Below are 23631 nucleotides of genomic sequence, written 5' to 3' on the forward strand. Positions count from 1 at the left end.
AGTAGTAGTAATTAGCGGCTATGGTCGATAGATTTACTAAGAGGAGTTTTAATAAAACTCAATTAGGGTGGTACCGCGGATTTTCCGTCCCTTTTTAGGGACGGTTTTTTTATGTCTATAAAGCAAAAACTTAATTTCAGAAACTATTATTTATACTTGAATTAAGTAGAAATTTCATTAATTATGAAGTGAAAATTTTTTTTCAAAGAAAGTTTTAATCCATAATTTTAAATGAATTCATGAATTTTAGAAAGGAGCTTAGAATATGAAAGAACAATTAGAACAAATTAAAAAAATTGCCCTAGAACAACTAAGTCAAGTAACAGATAAAGCTGAACTTGAAAATATTAGAGTAAAGTATCTAGGGAAAAAAGGAGAGCTTACTGCAATCTTAAGAGGTATGGGAAAACTATCAGCAGAAGAAAGACCGGTGGTAGGTAAAATTGCTAATGAAGTAAGAGAAGAAATAGAAAGTGCCATTGATACAAAGGTAGTAGCTATTAGAAGTGCAGAAAAGACTGAAAAATTAAATAGTGAAGTAATAGACATTTCTATGCCAGGAAAGAAACAAACTATGGGGAAAAAACATCCATTAAGTTTAACTCTTGATCAAGTAAATGATATATTTTTATCTATGGGTTTTTCTATAGAAGAAGGACCAGAAGTAGAGTTTGATCATTACAATTTTGAAGCTTTAAATATACCCAAGGATCATCCAGCGAGAGGAGAACAAGATACTTTCTACATAAATGATAATATAGTATTAAGAACTCAGACATCTCCAATCCAGATAAGAACTATGGAAAATCAAAAGCCACCAATAAAGATGATTGCACCAGGAAAGGTATATCGTTCAGATGCTGTAGATGCAACTCACTCACCAATATTCTATCAAATTGAGGGATTAGTAGTGGCAGAAAATATTACCTTTGGAGACTTAAAGGGAACACTAGAAATGTTTATCCAAAAGATGTTTGGAGATGACATGAAAGTTAAATTTAGACCGCACCACTTCCCATTTACAGAACCATCAGCAGAGATGGATGCAACTTGCTTTGTATGCGGAGGTAAGGGATGTAAAGTTTGTAAAGGTAGTGGATGGATAGAAATTGTAGGCTGTGGTATGGTGCATCCACAAGTACTTAGAAATTGCGGAATTGATCCAGAAAAATATAGCGGTTTTGCTTTCGGATTTGGATTAGATAGAATTGTAATGTTAAAATACGGTATTGAAGATATTAGATTATTATATGAAAGTGATATGAGATTTTTAAATCAGTTTTAATATATAAGGAGGAAGATTATGAAGTATCCAGTTAAATGGTTAAAAGACTATGTTGATATAAATGTTTCCCCTGTAGAACTTGCAGATGCATTAAATCTTTCAGGGTCTCATGTTGAAGAGGTTATACTTACAGGAGATGAAATTTCTAATGTAGTTACAGGAAAGATAACAAAGATAGAAAGACATCCAGATGCAGAAAAACTAGTTGTATGTGCAGTGGATATTAACAAAGAGGAAGAAATACAAATAGTAACTGCTGCTACAAATATGAAGGAGCAGGATATTATTCCAGTAGCACTACACGGAGCAACGCTGCATGGCGGACTTAAAATAAAAAAAGGTAAATTAAGAGGAGTAGTATCAAACGGTATGTTCTGCTCAGAAGAAGAGCTTGGAATTGCTGGAGATGAGCCAGTACATGGACTTATGATATTACCTAAAGATACATCTATTGGAGTAGATATCAAGTCTGTAATACCTCTTGAAAGTGCTATTATTGACTTTGAAATAACTTCTAATAGAGCAGATTGCTTTAGTATAATTGGAATGGCAAGAGAAACAGCAGCGACTCTAGGGTTAACTTATAAAATGCCAAATCTTAAATATAGTGAAGAAGATAAAACTAATATAACTGATAGTTATAAAGTAGAAATTAAGAGTCCACTATGTAGAAGATATATGGCTAAAGGAATTAGCAATATAAAGATAGAACCATCACCACAGTGGATGCAAGAGAGATTATTAGAAGCTGATGTAAGACCTATTAATAATATTGTAGATATAACAAACTTTGTTATGTTAGAGTTAGGTCAACCATTACATGCCTTTGATGCTAGAGATATAGTATCTAATACTATAGTAGTTGATACTGGAAAAGATGGAGAAAAATTTGTTACTTTAGACGAAGAGGAAAGAACTATAGATAGCTCTATGCTTTGTATAAAGGATGGGGATAAAACTATAGGACTTGCAGGAGTTATGGGAGGATTAAACTCAGAGGTTAAAGAAGATACTTCTATGATAGTCCTAGAAAGTGCAAATTTTAATGGTCTTAATATAAGAAATACATCTAAAAAGTTAGGACTTAGAACAGAAGCTTCAACTAAATTTGAGAAGGATTTAGATCCAAACCTATGTAAGTTAGCTATTGATAGAGTATGTGCCCTAGTGGAAGAATTAGGTGCAGGTAAGGTTATGACTGGGGTTATAGATATATATAATGAAGTTATAGAACCTCATACCTTAGAAGTAGATAGTAACTGGGTTAATAGATTCTTAGGTAGTAATATATCAAAAGAAGATATGAAAAGATATTTAGATGGATTAGATTTAAATACTGAAATTAAAGGTGATGTTTTAGTTGTTAATTGTCCAACATTTAGAAGTGATCTAAATATAAAAGAGGATATAGCAGAGGAAATTGCTAGAATTCATGGATATAATAATTTTGAATCTACCCTTCCTCATTGTGAGGCTATAAAGTCTGGAAAATCAGATAAGCATAAGCTAGAAGATAAAATAATAGAAGCTTTAGTAGCCAGTGGAATAAATCAATCTATAAGTTATTCCTTTGTAAGCAATAAAATTTTTGATAAACTTTTAATTCCACAAGATAGTGAACTTAGAAATGTAGTTGAAATTAGAAATCCTCTAGGAGAAGATTTCAAGGTTATGAGAACTACTACTCTTGCATCAATGATGGAATCTTTAGCTAGAAACTATGTAAAGAGTAATGAAAGTGCAATGCTTTTTGAAATAGGTAAAGTATATATAAAAAATACTGATGAAGAGAAGTTGCCAGAAGAAAGAAATATTTTAACCTTAGGAATGTATGGAGCGGGAGATTATTTAGAACTTAAAGGTGTGGTAGAAAATGTACTAAATGCTTTAGGAATAGATAATGGAATTTTTATTAGAGAAAGTGAGAACCCTAGCTTCCATCCAGGAAAAACTGCTGCATTAAAACTTAGAAATAAAATTTCTGGAGTTTTAGGTGAAATTCATCCAGATGTAAGTGAAAATTATGGTATAGATACAAGATGTTTTGTTGCTGAATTAAATTTAGATATGTTAATGGAATGTGCTAAGATAGACAAAAAACATAAAGCACTTCCTAAATTTCCAGCAGTAACAAGAGATATTGCAGTTTTAGTAGATGATAGAGTTCTAGTACAAGAGATAGAAGACACTATTAAAAAGCAAGGTGGCGGCATCTTAGAAAGTGCTAAACTATTTGATGTTTATAAAGGAAGCCAAATTCCAGAAGGTAAGAAGAGTATAGCCTATGCTATAACCTATAGACATGCAGATAAAACTTTAACTGATACTGAAGTAAATAAGGTCCATGATAAGATTTTAAGAAGCTTAGAGCATAAGCTAGGTGCAGAATTAAGATAATTATTAATTAAAATAAGTAGGTGTAAATTTACATCTACTTATTTTTTTATGGGAAATTTTATATAGGGTTATCCTATTTGATTAGAGTGAAGGGTTTTGTGAGACTTATAAAGGGGTATGACATAGGTTATAAAAATAAGTTATAATTCTACAAAAAAGTACCTATAACATTGAATTTGTATACTCATTAATGTACAATTATGGATATATATAGATTAACATTATAATATTTTACATATGAAAATATAGTTATATCAGCTAATAAGGGAAAGTTAAGGTGGGGAAAAGATGAAAAGTTTTTGGGGGATTATTCCACGATATATTAAAAAGGGGAAAAAAAGAATTATCTTTGTAGCTTTAGGTATTATAGTATCTATGGCACTAATAGTATCATTAGGCACTATATCAGAAGCTTTAAAGGAATCGCTATATCAGAAGATGAAGGATGATTCAGGAGGAATACATGATATCTATTTAGGAACTTTAGGTTATGTGGATTTTGATAGAGTTGCAAAAGAAGAGGTTGTAAAAGAAGTTACTACGGTTTGGCCAATTGGCAGATATGATGTGCCGAATACAGATAATAGTCTTCAAATTTCGGCATTTAAAGAAAATGCTACAGATATATTAAATCTAGAATTGATAGAAGGTAGATATCCAGAAAAGGATAATGAAATAGCTATAGAAAAGTGGATTTTAGATTTGTTTCCTAAAAAGTATGAAATAGGAGATAAGATAACCATTCCTTATACCATAGTTCACAGAGGCAGAGGTACAGAATTTTATTATGAGAAGGGTGAAACAGAGTTCGTACTTACAGGGACTTATGATTTTACCTATAGAAACTGGTTCTATCCAAAGGAAGGGAATGCATATATTACACCTGAATTTGGAGAAAAGATATTAAAAGAGAAAAAGCTTACTATGCAAAGTGTAGAAGCTGACGGATATATAATGATAAAGCCATCTTACTCTGTTGAGGATGCTGTAAAAAAGTTAACTGAATCAAGATATTCTACCGGAGGATTTTTTGCTAACGAACCTAAGTTACAATTAAAAAGTGAATATGAAAAATATGATAATATAATGTTTTTTGTTTCATTAATATTAATAGTAATTTCTAGTGTAATAGTTTATAACATATTTAATGTTAGTGTATCAGAGAGAACTAAAGAATTTGGTATGCTTAGGGCAATGGGATGTCCTCCATGGAAAATAAAAGCCATGATTTTAATTGAGGGTATGCTTATAACAATTGTATTTATTCCTATAGGAATTTTATTAGGAAACTGGATAACTAGGTATATTATAAAAATAGTCACTGGAATAGAGAATTTAGGTACAGTGAGAACAATGGATACTAAAATTATCTTAGTAGCAATTGTAGTGGGACTTTTAACTGCATTTATAGGAACTTATTTTCCAGCTAGAAAAGCTTCGGTTATATCACCCACAGAGGCTATAACTGGAGGAGCAAATACTAGTTTAAAGGGTAGTAATATGAGAGGAAGCTTAGATAAATCTATTTTAAAAAAGGTATCTTTTGAAATCAATTTGGCGTTTATAAATATAATTAGAAATAAAAAAAGATTTTTATCTACATGTTTATCTTTAATTATAACTATAACCATGTTTATGACAGTAAATTATGTGGTAGGTTCTACAAATCCTGTGGCAATCTTTAAAGATAGCTTCAAGGTAGATTTTAAAGTTGATTCTAAAAGTGGATTATCGCTAGAAAAGGTTTCTTCTGTGGAAGGATTGGATGTAACCTTAAAGCTTAAGAGAAGAGGCACAACTATGGATATTGAAAAAGAAAATTATACAGAAGAAGGATTAAGAACCTATGAAGAATTAGGAAAGTCTGTACAGTATATATCACAGTGTATATCTAGGGATAGATATTTAATAGAAGTTACAATTTTAGGACGTAGTGATGAGGAGTTAGAAGCTTTAAAGAAAAATGTCATTGCTGGTGAGATAGATATAGACAAGATGAAAAATGAAGATATATTAATTCTTGTACAAAATATAGATGGATTGAACTACACTAATTTATCTGTGGGAGATGTTGTACAACCTTCATTTACTAAGTTAAATGATAATGGAGAATTTTTAGGTGGAACTTATCCAGAGTTTAAAGTTGGAGCTATAGTTAGTGAAGAAGCAATAAAAGGATTACCTTTAGGTACTCCAAGCACAACAGTACACTCATCAGCAATAATTCTACCTGACTCTGCCATGAAGAAACATATGGAAATGACTAAATATCAATATTGGGAAGGGAATGTTAAGGAGGGATATGACTATGAAGAAGTTGAAGAAGAGTTAAGAGCAGTTGTAGATGGTGATAAGGGAGCTACATTATTATCTTACAGAGAAGAACTAGAAAAAGTAAAGGTAAATAATGCTCAAATTATATTTGCCATGTACAGTATAGTTATTGTTGTAGCCATAGTAAGCATAATAAATCTTATTAATATCATGAATATGAGCGCAATTATGAGGAAGAAAGAGTTTGGATTCCTAAGAGCTATGGGCCTTAGTGGAAAGCAGGTGAAGAAGATCATAATGTGGGAAGGGGCCATTTATGGAATAGTATCTTATGCAATTTCAGTACTGCTAACTTTGGGAATTTCAGCAATTATAACTAAAAATTCAGAGCTTTGGCTAGGTCAGATTATAAGCTGGCATATACCAATAGGCCAAATGACTATAATTATAATAATTACAATCATAATCACACTACTATCATCTATATTACCGTCAAAAATATTATTTAAATCAAGTATTGTTGAGAGTATTAGGGATGTAGAGTAGAAGAGTAATGGAGGAATTAATATGAGTATGTTAATAACCAGTGGTCTAGCTAAAACCTATGGAATGAATGAAACTGCAGTAAAGGCGTTAAAACCTACGGATTTAGAGATTAAAGAAGGAGAATTTGTAGCCATAGTAGGACCTAGTGGCTCTGGAAAAAGTACATTACTACATCTTCTTGCAGGATTAGATAAGCCTTCAGCAGGAAAGGTATTTATTAATGAACAAGATATTTATGAGTTAAGTGAAAATGAGTTATCTAGATATAGAAGACAGAACGTAGGATTTATATTTCAAGCTTTTAATTTAATTCCTATACTTTCAGCAGAGGAAAATATAAAACTTCCAGTATTAATGGATGGTAAAAAGGTAGATGAAGGGTATATTGATGAAATTATGGATGTTCTTGATATAAAAGAAAGAAGAAAACATCTTCCAGGTGAACTATCTGGAGGGCAGCAGCAAAGGGTATCCATTGCTAGAGCACTAGCTAATAAACCGTCCATAATATTTGCAGATGAACCTACAGGAAATTTAGACAGTAAAAATAGTAAAGAAGTATTGCAACTACTAAAATCAACCATAGAAAAGTATAATCAAACACTAATCATGATTACTCACGATGGTAGTATAGCACAAATGGCAGATAGAATTATTACTATTACTGATGGAATGATTATAGAGGGTAAATAAGAAGAATGTTACATAACTAATATAAAGAAATAGTTGTGTAACATTTTTTATTTGCAATACTTTGGTAGTTAGAAAAGAATAATTTTTATAAAAACTGTGGCTTGATAATATGGTAAATTTTTACAATATAATTATAAAATATGTACCATAATATATTATATTTATATTTAATTAAGTTTTATGAAACATATTGTTGACAAGTATTTGGAATATTTATTAAATACCTTATTTAATAAATAGCTAATATATGTTAAAATGATTATAAGTTTATGCAGATGTAAATTTATAATTAAGAGGGTGTTTATGTGAGCATTATAACAGTTAAGATAAATGGAATGGAATATAACCTTAGAGGAGAAGAAAATGATGAGTATCTACAAATGGTTGCTCAATATGTAGATAATAAAATAAATAGTCTAATGTTTAAGAATTCTAAAATAAGTCGTCCTGATGCTACTATTCTTGCAGCAATTAATTTAGGAGATGAGGTTTTTAAAAATAAAGAGGCCTGCGAAAGGGCAAATGAAAATTATAAAATGATTGCAAAGGAACAAAAAAATCTTATTTCCGAAGTAGAAGGACTAAAAAGAGATTTACAGGCTGCAAAAAAAGAAAATGAAGACTTAAGAAAAGTTAACACTTCGGATAAAGATGAAGAGATAGGAAAGCTAAAGGATGAGGTTACATATCTTAAAGAGCAATTAGAACTTATGGATCAAGTTGTTCAAGAGTTAAAAAAGGATAATAAAAAACAAATGACCTTTAATAAAAAGCTTCTATCTGAAAATAATAATTTAAGATATGACCAAATAGCTAGAGTAAGACAGCTAGAGCAACTTAGTCATGAGATTGAAGATAAAAACCTTCAGCTTATGAAAAATGGACAAGTTAATGTAAGAAAAAAGTAAAAGTTTAGGTGATAATATTATATTTATATATTATCGCCTATTTTTTATTTTAGGATAATTAGCTATATTTATGAATTAAATATAATTTTATTCTTTAATATTGTGATAATTAAAATTTTATGGGCATAGGTATTAGGTAAAACCATAATTCTTAGGGGGATTATACATGAAAGTTTTGCTATGTGCTAGAAGTAATTATATAAATTTAAGTTCAGGAGATACTACTATAATATTTAAAATATACACTTTTTTAAAAGAGAAAGGGGTTAATGTAGATATATGTGGAGCCAATGAGGAGGCTAATTATGATGATTATGATATAGTACATCTATTTGATATTAAAAATATATTTGATGCTTATAAACATTTTAAATTGGCTAGTAATAGTAAATGTAGTATAGTAGTATCACCGATGTATTTTAATATGGAGAAGTTTTTCGAATATAGTAATAATATGGAACGAAAAAATCTATGGAATAATTGCAAAGCTTATAAGGAATTAATTTTGAAGAAGAGTAAAATCATATTTTGCAATAGTATATACGAAAAGTCTTTAATAACCAAGGATTTCACTACAAAGGGAGATATTAAAGTTGTTTATAATGGAGTAGATATAAATTATGATGAGGTTCCGTTATATAATTTTAAGGAGAGATATAATTTAGATAATTATATATTGTGTGTAGGAAGAATTTGTGAAGTGAAAAACCAATTAGAATTAAGTAAGATATGTAATGAAATAGGAGTAGACTTAGTTCTAGTTGGAACGGCATCAGAGGAGCGTTACTTAAAAGAATGCTTAGCTTATCCGACTACACATTATTTAGGATTTATGAATGACTATGATTTGTATAATGCATACACCTTTTCTAGTGCTCACGTATTAGCTAGTTTTTCAGAAGTTACAAGTTTATCATCCCTTAAGGCAGCAGCTTATGGATGTAACATAGTGGTTACGGAGGAAGGGGCTTCAAAGGAATATTTTAAGGATATGGCAATATATTGTGATCCTTATAATCATAATAGTATAAAATTAGCAGTAGAGAAAAGTAGGGCAGAAAGAAAAAATAATAAACTAAAAGAATATATAAGATATAATTATAACTTGAAGAATATGTTAGAAGGCATATATGAGGGATATTTAAAATTGATGAATTAAGATGTATAGGGGCTAACCAATAAAAAGGTATTAGCTCCTATTATTTTTTACAGTTTGTAACAAAGAGAATTGTGATATAATAATCCATGAGAAGTAAAAAATAAGTACTAATAAAATAAGTATGACTTTTTTAATATAGAATAAAGACATTTCTTATTGATAGGAGTTGAGAACATATGGATAAAATAGAATTATTAGCGCCAGGTGGAAGTAAAGAAAGTATCTATGCTGCTGTTCAAGGTGGTGCAGATGCTATATATATGGGCGGGAATAAGTTTTCTGCTAGAGCCTATGCAAATAATTTTAATGAAGAAGAATTAATAGAAGTAGTGAATTATTGTCATTTATATAATGTTAAAGTATATATAGCTTTTAATACTGTTATAAAGGAAGAAGAGTTAGATGAAGCTTTAGAATATGGGAAGTTTTTATATAAAATTGGTGTAGATGCTATTATAACTCAAGATATGGGATTATTTAAAATTATAAAAGAAGCTATACCAGAGTTTGAAATTCATGCATCCACACAAATGACTATACATAATGGAGAAGGGGCAATATTTTTAAAGAATGAGGGCTTTCAAAGAATAGTTTTATCAAGGGAGTTAAGTCTAGATGAAATAAGATATATTTCAAAGGACTTAGATATAGAAACAGAAATATTTGTCCATGGAGCATTATGTATAAGTTATTCTGGACAATGTCTTATGAGTAGTATCATAGGAGGAAGAAGCGGAAATAGAGGAAGATGTGCACAGCCCTGTAGATTACCTTATAATATAATAAAAAAATCTAGTGGAGAAAATAGAGAAGGGTATTTATTAAGTCCAAAGGATACTTGTACTATAGATGAAATTAAAAGTTTAATTGAAAGTGGGACTTCATCATTAAAGATAGAAGGTAGAATGAAAAAGCCTGAATATGTAAGTGGTGTTGTAACTACCTATAGAGAAGCTATAGATAGTGTGTATCACAACAAATGTTTTGAGATAGCACCTAAAAAGGCCATACTAAATCAATTATTTAATAGAGAAGGGTTTTCCAAGGCATATCTTAGAGGAAACATTGGAAGAGACATGATGGCATATAATTGCCCTAAAAATACAGGGGTATTTTTAGGAACTGTTGAAAAAGATTTAACCATACAGATTCAAAAGGATATAAAAGCCCAGGATGGAGTTAGAACTGATAATAGTGGATTTACAATCACAAATATTTTAAAGGGGAAAGAAAAGGTTAAAGAAGCCTTTAAAGGCGAAAAAGTGAAGCTTATGCCTACTAAATATAAGGTTGGAGATAAAGTATATGTAACTTCAGATACTGAACTTTTAACTAAACTTCAAAAAAATTATGAAGATATTTATGGTGTAAAGTTACCATTAACTATAAAGGTTAGATTTGCTCCAGGAGAAAGATTTTATTTATCTACGGTTTATCAGGAAAAAGAATTTGAAGTCTATGGAGAAAATGTAGAGGTTGCAGCTAATAAGCCTATGGATAAGGAAGCTATAATTAAAAATCTCAATAAGTTAGGGGATACTCCTTTTAAACTAGAAAACATTGAATTTGAAACCTTTGAAGAAGGATTTTTAAGGCTATCATCTATAAATAGTGTAAGACGTGAGCTTATTGAAGATATAATGAAGTATATTAAAATTCGTGATAAACGGCATGTGGAAGAAAAGGCTTATAAAGAATTTAATAGGAATTCTGAAGAAGCTAAAGATATATTTAATGATGAGTATCTAATATGCGTTAAAACTCTAGAGCAATTAAAAAGTGTATTAAGTTTTATAGATGAAAATCCAGATATAGCTCCAGCTATAGGAGTAGATTTATTTAAAAAGGGTGAAGGTTTAAATTTAGAAGAAGTAGATTATGAAAATTTATATATGATTGTTCCTAATATAATAAAAAGTGAATTTAATATAGTTACTGAAGCTATAGAAAAGAATATTTCTAAAATTAAGGGGTTAATTACAGCTAATTTAGGTATAATAAATGTGTTTAAAAACAGGCTTAACATAATTGGAGATTATAAGTTAAATATTTTAAATAGTGAAAGCTATGATTTTTATAACAGATTTACAGATATATCAGCTTTAAGCGTAGAACTTAACAATAAAGAAATGTTCTCTCTAGCTAAAAATATTAAAACTCCAGTGCAAGTAGTAGTTTATGGTAAGTATGAACTTATGGTAAGTGAATACTGTGTAATTGGCAGTACCTTTGGTGATAAGAGCTCTACTTCAAACTGTAATTTCAGATGTGACAAGGATAAGTTTGTATTAAGAGATAGGATGAATGAAGAATTTCTAGTTACCACAGATAAATATTGTAGAAGCCATATATATAATACATTACCTGTAAATATAGTTCCATTCATTAAGGAATTAAGGAAAAATAATATTAACAATTATAGAGTTGACTTTATAGATGAAGATTATAATCAGGTTTTAAAGGTGATGAAATATATATTTAAAGATGAAGATGTAGATTTAGGGAAAACTACAAAAGGACATTATAAGAGGGGAATTGAATAGAAAGTAGGGGATAAGAAATGAATGAAAAGACCTTTAAAGTACTTGAGTATTATAAAATCAAGGAAATATTAAAAAAGTATACAGTTACAAAAGCGGGGAAAGATTTAATTGATAATCTGAAACCATATAACAATCTCTATGAAATCAAAGAGCATTTAGAGGAGACTAAGGAAGCATTAATTTTATTAACTACAAAAAGTGCACCACCATTTGAAGGAATATATGATGTTAGGGAAGCGCTTTTAAGAGCTAAGAAAAATTCTACACTTATGCCAGTAGAATTACTTAGAATTGGTAATATGCTTAAAAGTTCTAGAAATTTTAAGGAATATGTACAGAGTAAGGACGAGGAAACAACTTATAGAGTTTTGGAAGATATAATAGCAGGTATAGTTCCTTTTAAGAATATTGAAGATGAAATTTTTAGAGCTATTATTGGAGAGGATGAAATTGCAGATAAAGCTAGTGAAACTTTATTTATAATTAGAAAGAAACTAAAAGATAAAAGTTCTTCCATTAAAGATAGAGTTAACAGCATGGTTAGAACCTACTCTAAATATCTTCAAGAAAGCCTTTATACCGTAAGAGGAGATAGATATGTGCTTCCTGTAAGATCTGAGTACAAAGAACAGGTTAAGGGACTTATACATGACCAGAGCGGTACAGGTGCTACATTATTTATAGAGCCTATGGGATTAGTGGATCTTAATAATGAAATAAGAGAGCTTAGAAATAAAGAAAAGGCAGAAATTAATAGAATTCTTAAAGAACTTACCTTAAAAATTGCAGGTAACATTGATGTTATAGAGAATAATGGAAGTATAATATGGGAGTTAGATTTCATATTTGCAAAAGCTAAGTATGCAAATGAATTAAATTGTATATGCCCAGAGGTAAATGATAAAGGAATTATAGATTTAATAGAGGCTAGGCATCCTTTAATAGACCAAAAGGTAGTAGTACCAAGCACTATTTATCTTGGTAGAGAGGTTACTTCTTTAGTAATTACAGGTCCTAATACAGGAGGTAAAACTGTAACACTAAAAACTGTAGGTTTAATAGAGCTTATGGCAATGAGTGGAATGATGATTCCTGCAAGAGCAGGTTCAGCTGTTAGTGTATTCTCAAATATATTTGCTGATATTGGTGATGAACAAAGTATAGAACAAAGTTTATCTACTTTCTCGTCTCATATGACTAATATAGTAAATATTATTAATGAAGCAGATGAAAATACTTTAGCACTTTTTGATGAGCTTGGTTCGGGAACAGACCCAACGGAGGGTGCAGCTCTTGCTATGAGTATTTTGGATAATTTAAGAGATAGAAATACAAAAATAGTAGCAACTACCCACTATAGTGAACTTAAAGGTTATGCTTTAAAAACTGTTGGAGTAGAAAATGGCTCTGTAGAATTCGATGTTGAAACTTTAAGACCAACTTATAATTTGCTTATAGGTGTGCCAGGTAAATCTAATGCCTTTGAAATATCAAGAAGGCTTGGTCTTCCAGAGTATATTATAAATAGTGCTAAAGAAAATATTTCCACAGAGAGCTTAAAGTTTGAAGAGTTAATACAAAATCTTCAACAAAAGAGCATTAAAGCAGAAAATGATGCTAGGAAGGCAGAAGGTTTAAAAGCAGAAGCTGAAAAATTAAAAAATAAATATGAAGAAAAGTTATATAAGTTTGAAAATGTTAGAGAAAAAGCTATCTATGAAGCACAACGAGAGGCTAAAGAGCTTATAAAAGCTTCTAAGGAAGAAGCTGATTCCATTGTTAAAAACATAAGAGAACTTGAAAAGTTAGGCTATTCTTCAGAAGCAAGAACTAAAATAGAGAATGAAAGAAAGAAGATAAAGGATTCTCTTGACAACATGGAAGAAAAATTAAGTAAAAAAGACGAGCCTAAAGGAGAAGGATTAACTTCTGTAACTCAAGGACAGGAGGTATATCTTCCATCTTTAAATCAAAATGTTATAGTAGTATCCCAGGTGGATAATAAGGGAGAAGTTCAAGTTCAAGCTGGAATAATGAAAATCTCTGTAAAGCTTAAGGATTTAAGGAAGGGAAAAATATCTAGTGAAGATAAGAAAAAAGCTAAGGTTCAAAGAAGAGAAGCTAAGCTTAATCTAAAAGCAGTATCATCTTCAGTAGACTTAAGGGGTATGGATTCCGAGGAGGCTATTTATACCACAGATAAGTATTTAGATGAGGCTTATCTTGGTGGTCTCGGCGAAGTTACAGTAATTCATGGTAAAGGAACAGGAGTACTTAAGAGTTCTATCACTGATTTGTTAAAACATCATCCCCATGTTAAAAGCTATAGACTTGGTAATTATGGAGAAGGTGGAACAGGAGTTACTGTGGTTGAGTTAAAGTAATACTAGAGTATAGGGGTTGACGAAATGATTTTAGTAAGTGGATGTCTTTGTGGTATTAACTGCAAATATGACGGTAACAATAATTTAAATGAAAAAGTTCTTGAACTTTTAAGACAAGGAAAGGCTATACCAGTATGTCCAGAGCAACTTGGAGGACAGGCGACTCCTAGGGAGGCTCATGAGGTTGTAAATGGTGATGGTGCTATGGTTTTAGATGGAAAATGTAGGGTTTTGGGAAGAGATGTAAGTGATGATGTAACTGCTGAATTTATTAAAGGCGCAGAGGAAACATTAAATATAGCTAGAGAGTTAAAAATTGATGCAGCTATTTTAAAGGCAAGGAGTCCATCTTGTGGAAAAGGAATTATATATGATGGTACTTTTTCAGGTGGTAAAAAAACGGGTAATGGAGTAACTGCAGAGCTTTTAATTAGAAATAATATAAAGATTTATACTGAAGATGAATTAGATAAATTCTTTGAGGAAAATAATATTTAAGTTTATAGTTAGGTGGGGATTTTATGAATTATAGTGATGTTAGAAAAGAAGCTAGAGTTAATTTAAATAATAGCTGTAAAGTATGTAATGTATGCAATGGAATTGTTTGTGCAGGAGAAGTCCCAGGTATGGGTGGAAAAGGTACTGGAAATGCATTTGCAGAAAACATTAGAGCTCTTGAAAGATATAAGCTTAATATGCGCGTAATTCACGATGCTAAGGATCCAGATACAGCTATTGAGATTTTTGGTAAGAAGTTAGATATACCAGTTTTTGCAGCTCCAGTTTCAGGAACTACTCTTAACATGGGCGGAAAGTATTCTGAAGAAGAGTATATTTCTTGGGTTATTGGAGGTACTTTAGATGCAGGTATATACCCAATGGTAGGAGATACAGCAGTAGATTCATTTTTAACAACTAATTTAAAGGTGTTAAAGGAGTTTAATGGTGAAGGTATTGTATTTATAAAACCATGGGAAAATAAAAATATAATTGAAAAGATAAAATTAGCTGAGGAGTCAGGAGCATTTGCCGTAGGCGTGGATATAGATGCCTGTGGACTTATAACTTTAGCTCTTCATGGGAAGCCAGTAATGCCTAAAGGAGTAAAGGAGATAAAGGAATTAGTTAATAGTACTAAACTTCCATTTATACTAAAGGGAATTATGACAGTAGATGAAGCATTACTTGCAGTAGAAGCAGGTGTAGATGCTATAGTAGTTTCTAACCATGGAGGTAGAGTTTTAGATGAAACTCCAGGTGTAGCAGATGTTCTTGAAGATATAGCAAAAGCAGTAAAGGGTAAAGTTAAGATTTTAGCTGATGGAGGAGTAAGAACAGGAGTAGATGTACTTAAATTCTTAGCCCTTGGTGCAGATGCTGTATTAATAGGAAGGCCTTTTGTAACTGCATCCTTTGGTGGTAAAAGTGATGGTGTAAAAACTTATGTTCATGGATTAAAGGGAGAGTTAAAATCTGCTATGGTACTTACGGGATGTAAAGATGTAGATAGTATAGATAAGAGAATTATATTCCAAAGAAAATAATCGCATAAGTAAAGTTTTTTAAAGTAATAAAAATTTTTAATAGATATCTTAAATTGTATAATTTAAGATATCTATTTTTGTTAATTTTAAATAAAAAATATACTATTACACTTTAGCAGTTAAAATTGACTCGGAAAGGATTACACATTATACTTAAAAGTAAGAAAATATAAAATATTATAAAAAAAGTGTTGGATATCTACTACTTATTTCAATTTTTTTAGTAAACCTATACATAAGGAGTGAAAATATGGTTAAAAGTTTAGAAGAATTGTTAGAATTAGCAAAGAAAAAAGAAAAGAAAACTATGGCAGTAGCAGTAGCACAAGACAATGTTGTTCTAGAAGCAGTGATAAAGGCAGTGGACATGGGTATTATAAATGCTATATTAGTTGGAAATGAAGATGAAATTAAAACTATAGCAAAAGATTCTAATATAGACTTATCTAGAGTAAGAATAATTAATGAGTGTGACATAACTAAGGCTGCAGCAAAGGCTGTGGAATTGGTTACAATGGGCGAAGCTAATTATGTAATGAAAGGATTACTTGGAACTTCAGATTTATTAAAAGCTGTACTTAATAAGGAAGCAAATCTAAGAACAAATAATCTACTATCTCATGTAATGGTATATGATGTAAAGTCTTATGATAAGCTATTACTTCTTACCGATGGAGGAATGGTGCCATATCCAGAATTAAAAGATAAAATAGGAATATTAAAGAATGCAGTAACAGTGGCAAAAGCACTAGAGATAGATATGCCAAAGGTAGCACCAATTTGTGCTGTAGAAGTGATTAATCCATCAATGCAGGCAACTTTAGATGCAGCAGCTCTTTCAGCAATGAATAAGAGAGGACAAATTAAAGGTTGCATAATAGATGGTCCACTGGGACTTGATAACGCTATATCTAAGGAAGCGGCTCACCACAAAGGAATTGTAAGTGATGTAGCAGGAGAAGTGGATATACTTCTTGTACCTAATATTGAAGCTGGAAACTTCCTAGGAAAGTCTATGACTTATTTTGCCGGTGCTGAAAGTGCTGGAGTAATTGTAGGTGCAAAATGCCCTGTAGTATTGGTTTCTAGAGCAGATAGTGCAAAATCCAAGCTTTATTCAATAGCATTAGGTAGTATTTTAGGGTAAACAATTATTGGGGAATAATTGAAGTAGGATAGTTAATTAATTATTAAAAGATAAATTGTAATGGGGGAATGTGAATATGAAAAAGGTTATAATGACTGGTAATGAAGCCATCGCTAGAGGTGCCTATGAAGCTGGATGTCATGTAGCATCAGCTTATCCAGGAACACCTAGTACAGAAATATTAGAGAACTTTGCATTATATGAAGGTGTATATGCAGAATGGGCACCAAATGAAAAGGTTGGTTTTGAAGTAGCATCAGGTGCATCTATTGGAGGAGCAAGAGTGCTTACTACAATGAAGCATGTAGGACTTAATGTGGCTGCTGACCCATTATTTACTATGGCATATGAAGGAGTTAACGGAGGTTTTGTAGTTGTAACTGCTGATGATCCAGGAATGCACTCTTCTCAAAATGAGCAAGATAACAGATTTTATGCTCCTCATGCTAAGGTTGCAATGGTTGAACCATCAAACTCACAAGAATGTATTGACTATATGAAGGAAGCATATGAAATAAGTGAAAAATTTGATACATTAGTTTTATTTAGAGTTACAACTAGAATTTCACACTCTAAAACAGTAGTAGAGGTTGGAGATAAACAAGCTGTAGAAGTGAAGCCATATGAAAAAAATATTAAAAAATATATAATGACTCCGGGTCATTCAAAAATTAAACACTATGAAGTAGAAGAGAGATTAGAGAAGCTAAGACAATATTCTAATACTACAAAGCTTAATAAAATGGAAATGGGCAATACAAAGATAGGTATAATTACTAGTGGTATTTCTTATGAATATTGTAGAGAAGTTTTTGGAGACAATGCATCATACCTAAAGATAGGTTTCTCTTACCCATTACCAGATGAAATGATTAAAGAGTTTGCATCTAAGGTAGAAAAATTATATGTAGTAGAAGAGAATGATCCATACTTAGAAAATTCAGTTAAAGCTTTAGGAATTAGCTGCATAGGTAAGGAAGTTATTCCTATATGTGAAGAACTAAATCCAGACATTATTAGAAGAGGTATTTTAGGAGAAGAAAATAAAATAACTTATACAGCAGATACTAACCCACCTTCTAGACCACCAGTACTATGTCCAGGATGTCCTCACAGAGGAATATTCTATGCAGTATCAAAATATAAGGATGTAATAGCTTCTGGAGATATTGGATGCTATACTCTTGGTATGAATGCACCACTTAGTGTAACTGACACTGTAATTTGCATGGGTGCTTCTATATCAGCTGGTGTAGGAATGGAAAGAGCTAGTATAGTAGCTAATAGAGAAGATAAAAAGGTATTTGCATTTATTGGAGATTCAACGTTCTTCCATTCAGGAGTAACTGGATTAATTGAAAGTGTTTATAACAATACACCGATAGTAACTGTAATTCTTGATAACAGAATCACAGGAATGACAGGGCACCAAGAAAATCCAGGAACAGGTAGAACCCTTCAAAATAGAGAAGCTCCAATGGTAGATATTGAAGCTTTAGTCCTTGCATGTGGTATTAAAAAGGAAAATATAAAGGTAGTAGATCCATATAAAATAGAAGAAACTTCAAAGGCTGTAAAAGAAGCTCATGATAGCACAGAACCTTTTGTAATTATTACAAAACAACCTTGTGCTTTAATAAAAGACGTATTAAAGAAAAGAGCTAACTTAAAGTGTAAAGTTGATGTAGAGAAATGTAAGAAATGTAAAATGTGCTTAAAAACGGGATGTCCAGCATTGAAATTCCAAAATGGTGTAGTGGAAATAGATGAAAGCATGTGCAATGGTTGTGAAATATGTAAGCAAGTTTGTCCATTTGATGCTATAGAAAAGGTTGGTGAATAATATGAAGGAAGTAAAAAGTATATTATTTATAGGTGTAGGAGGACAAGGAACTATCCTAGCTTCAAAAATATTATCTGAAGGCTTGTTAAGAAATGGCTATGACGTTAAAATGTCTGAGGTTCATGGAATGGCTCAAAGAGGAGGAAGTGTTACTACTCAAGTTAGATTTGGAGAAAAAGTCTATTCTCCGTTAATAGAAAAAGGAAAAGCAGATGCCATAGTTGCTTTTGAAAAAAGTGAAGCACTAAGAGCACTACCTTATTTAAAAGAAGGTGGACATTTAATAGTAAATGATTATGAAATTCATCCTGTACCAGTACTAATAGGACTAGAAAAATATCCAGAGGGTGTAAATGAGGCACTAAGATCTACAGCAGAAAATACAGTTATAATTAAAGCAGCAGAAATTGCAAAAGATCTAGGTAATATGAAAGCGCAAAACGTTGTATTACTAGGAGCGTTACTTAAAGCCCTAGATATAAAGGAAGTAAATTGGGAAGAGGTTGTAGCTTCATTAGTTCCAGCAAAGGCTGTAGAGTTAAATAAGAAAGCTTTAGTTGCAGGAATGGAAGTATAGAGGAAAATCAGAAGAGTTAATTTCATGGTTGAAGCTTGTTCATTATAAGGTTTAGAATAAGTTTCTATAAAATATTAGCTTTACTCTATTATATAGAGGTAAAGCTAATATTTTTTATATAAGCAATAAATTTATATGATTTTCATTATTTTCTGATATAATATATTATAATAAAAGTCTGAAAAGTAGATCTAATGATAATAAGAATATATTAAGTTTAGTGGTTACTATTCATAATTATATAAGTAAAATTACTATGGGAGGATAATTAATGGGAATATACAAAGCACCAAATTCAGAAGAAAAAAAAGCTATAAAAAAATATAGTAAGTTATTTGAAGATATTAAGATATCTGATCCAGCGCTATTTTTGGGAAATACATATAAAGAGGTAATATTTGAAAAGAAAGGTATTGCCAGCTTAATTGGTAAGAAAAAGGGATATATATATATTGATGCAAATAATAAAGTAGTAGAAGATGAGAAAACAATAATGAGACTAGGAAGAATATTCTTTTTCATGGAAGCATTCTTAAATGATGATATTGGTAGTATAATTAAGGCTCTTCAAAATGAAGAAGAAGTAGAAAAAAATAAAACTGATTTGGAATTAATGATGAAAGGCTTTGAAATCATTGAGAAAATGAATAAAAAACATGATATTGAACATAAGGAAGTTGAAAAGGTTAAAGATATATTATCAAAACTAATAGAACTTAGAGCTAAAACTAACTTGAAATTACAAGATTTTCTTAAGGTAGTACAGGAAGAAACATCAAAACAGAAATACTTTGATGAAAATATTATTGAAGCATGTATGCCAGCATATAAAGAAGTGATGGCATGTAATTATGAAAAGGTGATACTCATAGCTAAAGGATCTTCAAGTTATAACTGCTTAAAAAAGGCGGCAGAGAAAGTAAGGAAAAAATATACTATAAGATTTAATATATCTTATACAGATCCATTAATGAAGGTAAACTATATGATGGGTTATTTTGAAAGTTTAATTAGAGCTTATGAAAGCATTATTAACATGTCTTATAATCAGTATTTAAAAAGTATAGTAAATTCAGGAAAAACCAATGCTGAATTTAAATTATTAGAGTTAAGAAATAAGAAAAAAAATTAACAAAGCAATACGCTTAAAGATTAATAAAAATAATTAAAGGTATGTATCCGAGAGATATCATACCTTTAATTATTATAATTTATATAATATAAAATTCACATTTATTATTCAACGTTAATAAATACTGCATCCTCATCTTTAACTACATTTATATACTCAACTTCAGGATCTTCAGTACCTTGAACATAAAGACCTGTATCTTTTAGTTGTTGAACATAATCTACAATTTCTTGTGTGATTTTTTCTCCCGGGCATAGTACAGGTATTCCTGGTGGATAAGCCATTAGGAATTCACCACTAATCATGCCTACGCTATTTTTAATTCTAACAGAAGTTTTAACACTGTTGAAGGCTTCGTTAGGAATTTGTATTTGCTCAGGAATGGAAGGAATGTCTATGAAGTCTGCTTTAGCAGTACCCTTGCCATAATAGTCATCACTGATTTCTCTCAAAGCTCTTAAAAGTCTTTCCATGCCCTCTTCAGTATCGCCAAAGGAACCTACAATAAGGACATTATATAAATCCGAAAGTTCCATTTGAATATGATACTTGTTTGTTAAAATCATATCCAAATCATAACCAGTTATACCTAAATCTCTACAAGTTATTGTAATTTTAGTTGGATCAAAGGCATATGCTCCAGGAACTCCTAAGATTTCTTCGCCAAAGCAATAGAAACCAGGGATTTTATTAACTTCATCTCTAACATAATTAGAAAGTTCTATTGTTTTATCTAGTAATTCTTCTCCACCCAATGCAATTTGTCTTCTAGCAGTATCTAATGAAGCCATTAGAATATAAGAAGGCGAAGTTGTATGCATTAAGTTTAAAACCTGTTTTACCCTTGGAATACTTACTCTTTTAGAGTTAACTTGAAGTAGAGATCCTTGAGTTAAAGCACCAATAATTTTATGAGTACTTTGAGCACAGATATCAGCACCAGCTTCCATGGCAGACATAGGTAAACTTTTATTAAAGTTTAAATGTGGTCCATGAGCCTCATCAACTATTAAAGGAATATCATATTCATGAACGATATCAGCAATTTGCTGAATGTCTGTAGATACACCATAATAAGTTGGATTGATTATAAGAACAGCTTTAGCATCTTTATTAGCTTCCAATGTAGTTCTTACTGTTTCAGGTGTAACTCCATTTGCAATTCCTATCTTTTTATCTAACTCAGGTTGCATATATACAGGGATAGCACCAGCTAAGATAATTCCTCCAGTAATGGATTTATGAACATTCCTAGGAATTATTATTTTGTCACCAGCGCCCACTACAGAAAGAATCATTGCTTGAATAGCACCGGATGTTCCATGAACAGAGAAAAAGCATGCATCTGAACCGTAGGCATCAGCAGCTAATTCTTGAGCTTTTTTTATAGGACCTGTTGGATGATGATAACTATCTACTAGTTTAAAAACTGTAACGTCAATCTTAAACGGATTTTCGCCCATGAAGTTTTTAAAATCTATGTCTACTCCAACACCTTTTTTATGCCCAGGAACATGGAATGGAAGAGTGTCTCTATTCACATATTCCATTAAGGCATCAAATAATGGGGTTTCATTTTGGTTTAACTTATACAATTCCATACCCTCTTTCTAATTTATAAAGTATAGAGATATCAATAATATAATTTAATGACCTCCCTATAATAATTTTACTCCAAATATAATATTTATAAAGTTATAAAACAAATTTATTATAGAATAATATTAGTATCAATGCAATAAGATTTTGGTTTATAATTAAATATTTATAATGTTTTACTTATTATATGAGTTATAAGATTATAAATGTATAATAAAGCATATAAATTTTATGCGTTTATTAAATTGTGCTATATAAAAAATAAAAAAATTACGAAAATATTACTTTATACAAAAAACAGATGATTAAAAATAAAATAAATGGTAATATAGTTTAGTGGAATAAATTAAAAAATATAGGATAGTAAGAAGGTGCATTATGAGTAATGAAAATTATTTTTTAGAAAAACTTGAGAAAATGCTATTTCTTGAAATAAAAAAAGGTAGCAAAATAAATGAATATGTATTTAAAGATAATATATATCTACCAGTAAATTCAGATAAAATAGTTTCCAAAACTAAAGAAGGAGATGATTTATCTAATATTCCTGTTAATTTTTTTATAGAGGGAATTTTTTATGCACTAGGAGCAGATAAAAACTTTAAATTTAATCATGTATATAAGGAAATAATAAAATCCATTCCTAATAGCGTTAATTATATAAAAGGAAAAATATTTGAGAATATTAAAAATGAAAAGTATGAAGATGGATATATATTATTAAAAGGATTATTGGAAGTTGAAATTACAACAGATAATTTAAATAAAGCTTTTATTTTAATTGATGGAATGAGAAAAAATAATATTGTATTTAAAGAAGAGGTTATTAAACTTATTGAAATTGGAAAAGAGATTAAGGATTATCCACAACCCTATTATTATTCAGCCTTAGTAAGTTATGAAGATAAAGATTTTGAAAAAGCTCATTTTAATATCAAACAATATATATCATTGGGAGGAAATGTGAGTGAAGAGGTTGAGGTTTTAAAAGAGAATCTAGATATAATCAATTCTTTTGATAAGGGGAAAGAACTTGTATATGAAGAACCAAAGAAAGCGTTAGAAGTATTATTACCACTAATAGATGTATTAGGGGATAGTGCTGAGATATTTTATTATATTGCAGTTTCTTATAGAATTTTACAAAACTATGAAAAAGCTATATACTATTTAAATGAAGCATTATCTATAGATAGTAACTATGTTCAGGTATTTAATGAACTTGGGATAAACTATGCTTGCTTGAATGATTTCGAAACTGCAATTAAGTATTTAAGGAAAGTATTTGAGGTTACCAAATCTATAGAGGTATGCACTAATTTAATAATGTGTTATATAAATATTAAGGATTTTAATCAAGCAAAAATACATTTAGATATAGCTAAAAAGTTAAATCCAGAGGATGAAATTGTAAAGGAACTTGAAGAAACATTAGGATAATCAAATGAAAAAGAATGTATCAATAGAATATAAATAATTAAATAATATTTTATGAATAACTTTGAATGCAATTGTGTTTACATGCAAAAAACAGTATAATAACTGTGATAAACTTTTGAAATTTGCATTTCAAAACATCTTGAAGTATTTGATTACCATA

At 30.4% G+C, this 23631-nt stretch carries 16 protein-coding genes and 1 other annotated feature (1 of these 17 cut by a window edge); of the genes, 15 read left to right on the top strand and 1 reads right to left on the bottom strand.

What is annotated here, in order from left to right; genetic code table 11:
- Positions 1-95: a binding site (T-box leader), on the top strand; it begins 120 nt to the left of the window's first position.
- 170 nt (positions 96-265) lie between these two features.
- From pheS to B2694_RS13985, 14 genes are all read left to right on the top strand, one after another.
- Positions 266-1285, top strand: coding sequence for a phenylalanine--tRNA ligase subunit alpha (pheS, locus tag B2694_RS13920; protein WP_035134359.1), 1020 nt, complete (start codon positions 266-268; stop codon positions 1283-1285).
- An 18-nt stretch (positions 1286-1303) separates the two neighbouring features.
- Positions 1304-3682, top strand: coding sequence for a phenylalanine--tRNA ligase subunit beta (pheT, locus tag B2694_RS13925; protein WP_346886259.1), 2379 nt, complete (start codon positions 1304-1306; stop codon positions 3680-3682).
- A gap of 288 nt (positions 3683-3970) precedes the next feature.
- Positions 3971-6502, top strand: a complete 2532-nt coding sequence (locus tag B2694_RS13930) for an ABC transporter permease (protein ID WP_346886260.1) — start codon at positions 3971-3973, stop codon at positions 6500-6502.
- 21 nt (positions 6503-6523) lie between these two features.
- Positions 6524-7195, top strand: a complete 672-nt coding sequence (locus tag B2694_RS13935; RefSeq protein WP_346848601.1) for an ABC transporter ATP-binding protein — start codon at positions 6524-6526, stop codon at positions 7193-7195.
- 305 nt (positions 7196-7500) lie between these two features.
- A complete protein-coding gene (locus tag B2694_RS13940) occupies positions 7501-8103 on the top strand; it encodes a cell division protein ZapA (protein WP_346848602.1) in 603 nt (200 codons plus the stop codon).
- Positions 8104-8269: 166 nt separating this feature from the next.
- On the top strand, positions 8270-9262 hold the full coding sequence (locus tag B2694_RS13945; RefSeq protein WP_346848603.1) for a glycosyltransferase: 993 nt from the start codon (positions 8270-8272) through the stop codon (positions 9260-9262).
- A gap of 176 nt (positions 9263-9438) precedes the next feature.
- Positions 9439-11805 carry a U32 family peptidase gene (locus tag B2694_RS13950; protein WP_346886261.1) on the top strand — a complete coding sequence of 789 codons (2367 nt, stop codon included), beginning with the start codon at positions 9439-9441 and terminating at the stop codon, positions 11803-11805.
- Positions 11806-11822: 17 nt separating this feature from the next.
- Positions 11823-14189, top strand: a complete 2367-nt coding sequence (locus B2694_RS13955) for an endonuclease MutS2 (RefSeq protein WP_346886262.1) — start codon at positions 11823-11825, stop codon at positions 14187-14189.
- A 24-nt stretch (positions 14190-14213) separates the two neighbouring features.
- On the top strand, positions 14214-14687 hold the full coding sequence (locus B2694_RS13960; RefSeq protein WP_346886263.1) for a DUF523 domain-containing protein: 474 nt from the start codon (positions 14214-14216) through the stop codon (positions 14685-14687).
- A 23-nt stretch (positions 14688-14710) separates the two neighbouring features.
- Positions 14711-15733: an alpha-hydroxy-acid oxidizing protein gene (locus tag B2694_RS13965; protein WP_346886264.1), complete on the top strand. Its 1023-nt coding sequence runs from the start codon at positions 14711-14713 to the stop codon at positions 15731-15733.
- A gap of 250 nt (positions 15734-15983) precedes the next feature.
- Positions 15984-16880, top strand: coding sequence for a phosphate butyryltransferase (locus B2694_RS13970; protein WP_346886265.1), 897 nt, complete (start codon positions 15984-15986; stop codon positions 16878-16880).
- 76 nt (positions 16881-16956) lie between these two features.
- Entirely contained in the window at positions 16957-18723 is a 1767-nt protein-coding gene (iorA, locus tag B2694_RS13975; RefSeq protein WP_346886266.1) for an indolepyruvate ferredoxin oxidoreductase subunit alpha, read from the top strand.
- A gap of 1 nt (position 18724) precedes the next feature.
- Positions 18725-19300 carry an indolepyruvate oxidoreductase subunit beta gene (locus tag B2694_RS13980; protein ID WP_346848610.1) on the top strand — a complete coding sequence of 192 codons (576 nt, stop codon included), beginning with the start codon at positions 18725-18727 and terminating at the stop codon, positions 19298-19300.
- A 271-nt stretch (positions 19301-19571) separates the two neighbouring features.
- Entirely contained in the window at positions 19572-20432 is an 861-nt protein-coding gene (locus B2694_RS13985) for a hypothetical protein (protein ID WP_346886267.1), read from the top strand.
- Between the two features lie 104 nt (positions 20433-20536).
- Here the strand turns inward: B2694_RS13985 and B2694_RS13990 are convergent, their stop codons facing one another.
- A complete protein-coding gene (locus tag B2694_RS13990) occupies positions 20537-22027 on the bottom strand; it encodes an aminotransferase class I/II-fold pyridoxal phosphate-dependent enzyme (protein WP_346886268.1) in 1491 nt (496 codons plus the stop codon).
- 382 nt (positions 22028-22409) lie between these two features.
- Here B2694_RS13990 and B2694_RS13995 point away from each other — a divergent pair, with 382 nt between their 5' ends.
- Positions 22410-23471, top strand: a complete 1062-nt coding sequence (locus B2694_RS13995) for a tetratricopeptide repeat protein (RefSeq protein ID WP_346886269.1) — start codon at positions 22410-22412, stop codon at positions 23469-23471.
- Positions 23472-23631 lie beyond the last annotated feature (160 nt).

It is taken from the genome of Clostridium sp. UBA4395, from assembly GCF_002390995.1.
GTDB classification, from domain to species: Bacteria; Bacillota; Clostridia; order Clostridiales; family Clostridiaceae; genus Clostridium_J; species Clostridium_J sulfidigenes.

What these genes read in the sequence shown, in the direction of transcription:
- pheS (WP_035134359.1), top strand. Translation starts at nt 266, where the DNA reads ATGAAAGAACAATTAGAACAAATTAAAAAAATTGCCCTAGAACAACTA.
- pheT (WP_346886259.1), top strand. Translation starts at nt 1,304, where the DNA reads ATGAAGTATCCAGTTAAATGGTTAAAAGACTATGTTGATATAAATGTT.
- B2694_RS13930 (WP_346886260.1), top strand. Translation starts at nt 3,971, where the DNA reads ATGAAAAGTTTTTGGGGGATTATTCCACGATATATTAAAAAGGGGAAA.
- B2694_RS13935 (WP_346848601.1), top strand. Translation starts at nt 6,524, where the DNA reads ATGAGTATGTTAATAACCAGTGGTCTAGCTAAAACCTATGGAATGAAT.
- B2694_RS13945 (WP_346848603.1), top strand. Translation starts at nt 8,270, where the DNA reads ATGAAAGTTTTGCTATGTGCTAGAAGTAATTATATAAATTTAAGTTCA.
- B2694_RS13950 (WP_346886261.1), top strand. Translation starts at nt 9,439, where the DNA reads ATGGATAAAATAGAATTATTAGCGCCAGGTGGAAGTAAAGAAAGTATC.
- B2694_RS13955 (WP_346886262.1), top strand. Translation starts at nt 11,823, where the DNA reads ATGAATGAAAAGACCTTTAAAGTACTTGAGTATTATAAAATCAAGGAA.
- B2694_RS13960 (WP_346886263.1), top strand. Translation starts at nt 14,214, where the DNA reads ATGATTTTAGTAAGTGGATGTCTTTGTGGTATTAACTGCAAATATGAC.
- B2694_RS13965 (WP_346886264.1), top strand. Translation starts at nt 14,711, where the DNA reads ATGAATTATAGTGATGTTAGAAAAGAAGCTAGAGTTAATTTAAATAAT.
- B2694_RS13970 (WP_346886265.1), top strand. Translation starts at nt 15,984, where the DNA reads ATGGTTAAAAGTTTAGAAGAATTGTTAGAATTAGCAAAGAAAAAAGAA.
- iorA (WP_346886266.1), top strand. Translation starts at nt 16,957, where the DNA reads ATGAAAAAGGTTATAATGACTGGTAATGAAGCCATCGCTAGAGGTGCC.
- B2694_RS13980 (WP_346848610.1), top strand. Translation starts at nt 18,725, where the DNA reads ATGAAGGAAGTAAAAAGTATATTATTTATAGGTGTAGGAGGACAAGGA.
- B2694_RS13985 (WP_346886267.1), top strand. Translation starts at nt 19,572, where the DNA reads ATGGGAATATACAAAGCACCAAATTCAGAAGAAAAAAAAGCTATAAAA.
- B2694_RS13995 (WP_346886269.1), top strand. Translation starts at nt 22,410, where the DNA reads ATGAGTAATGAAAATTATTTTTTAGAAAAACTTGAGAAAATGCTATTT.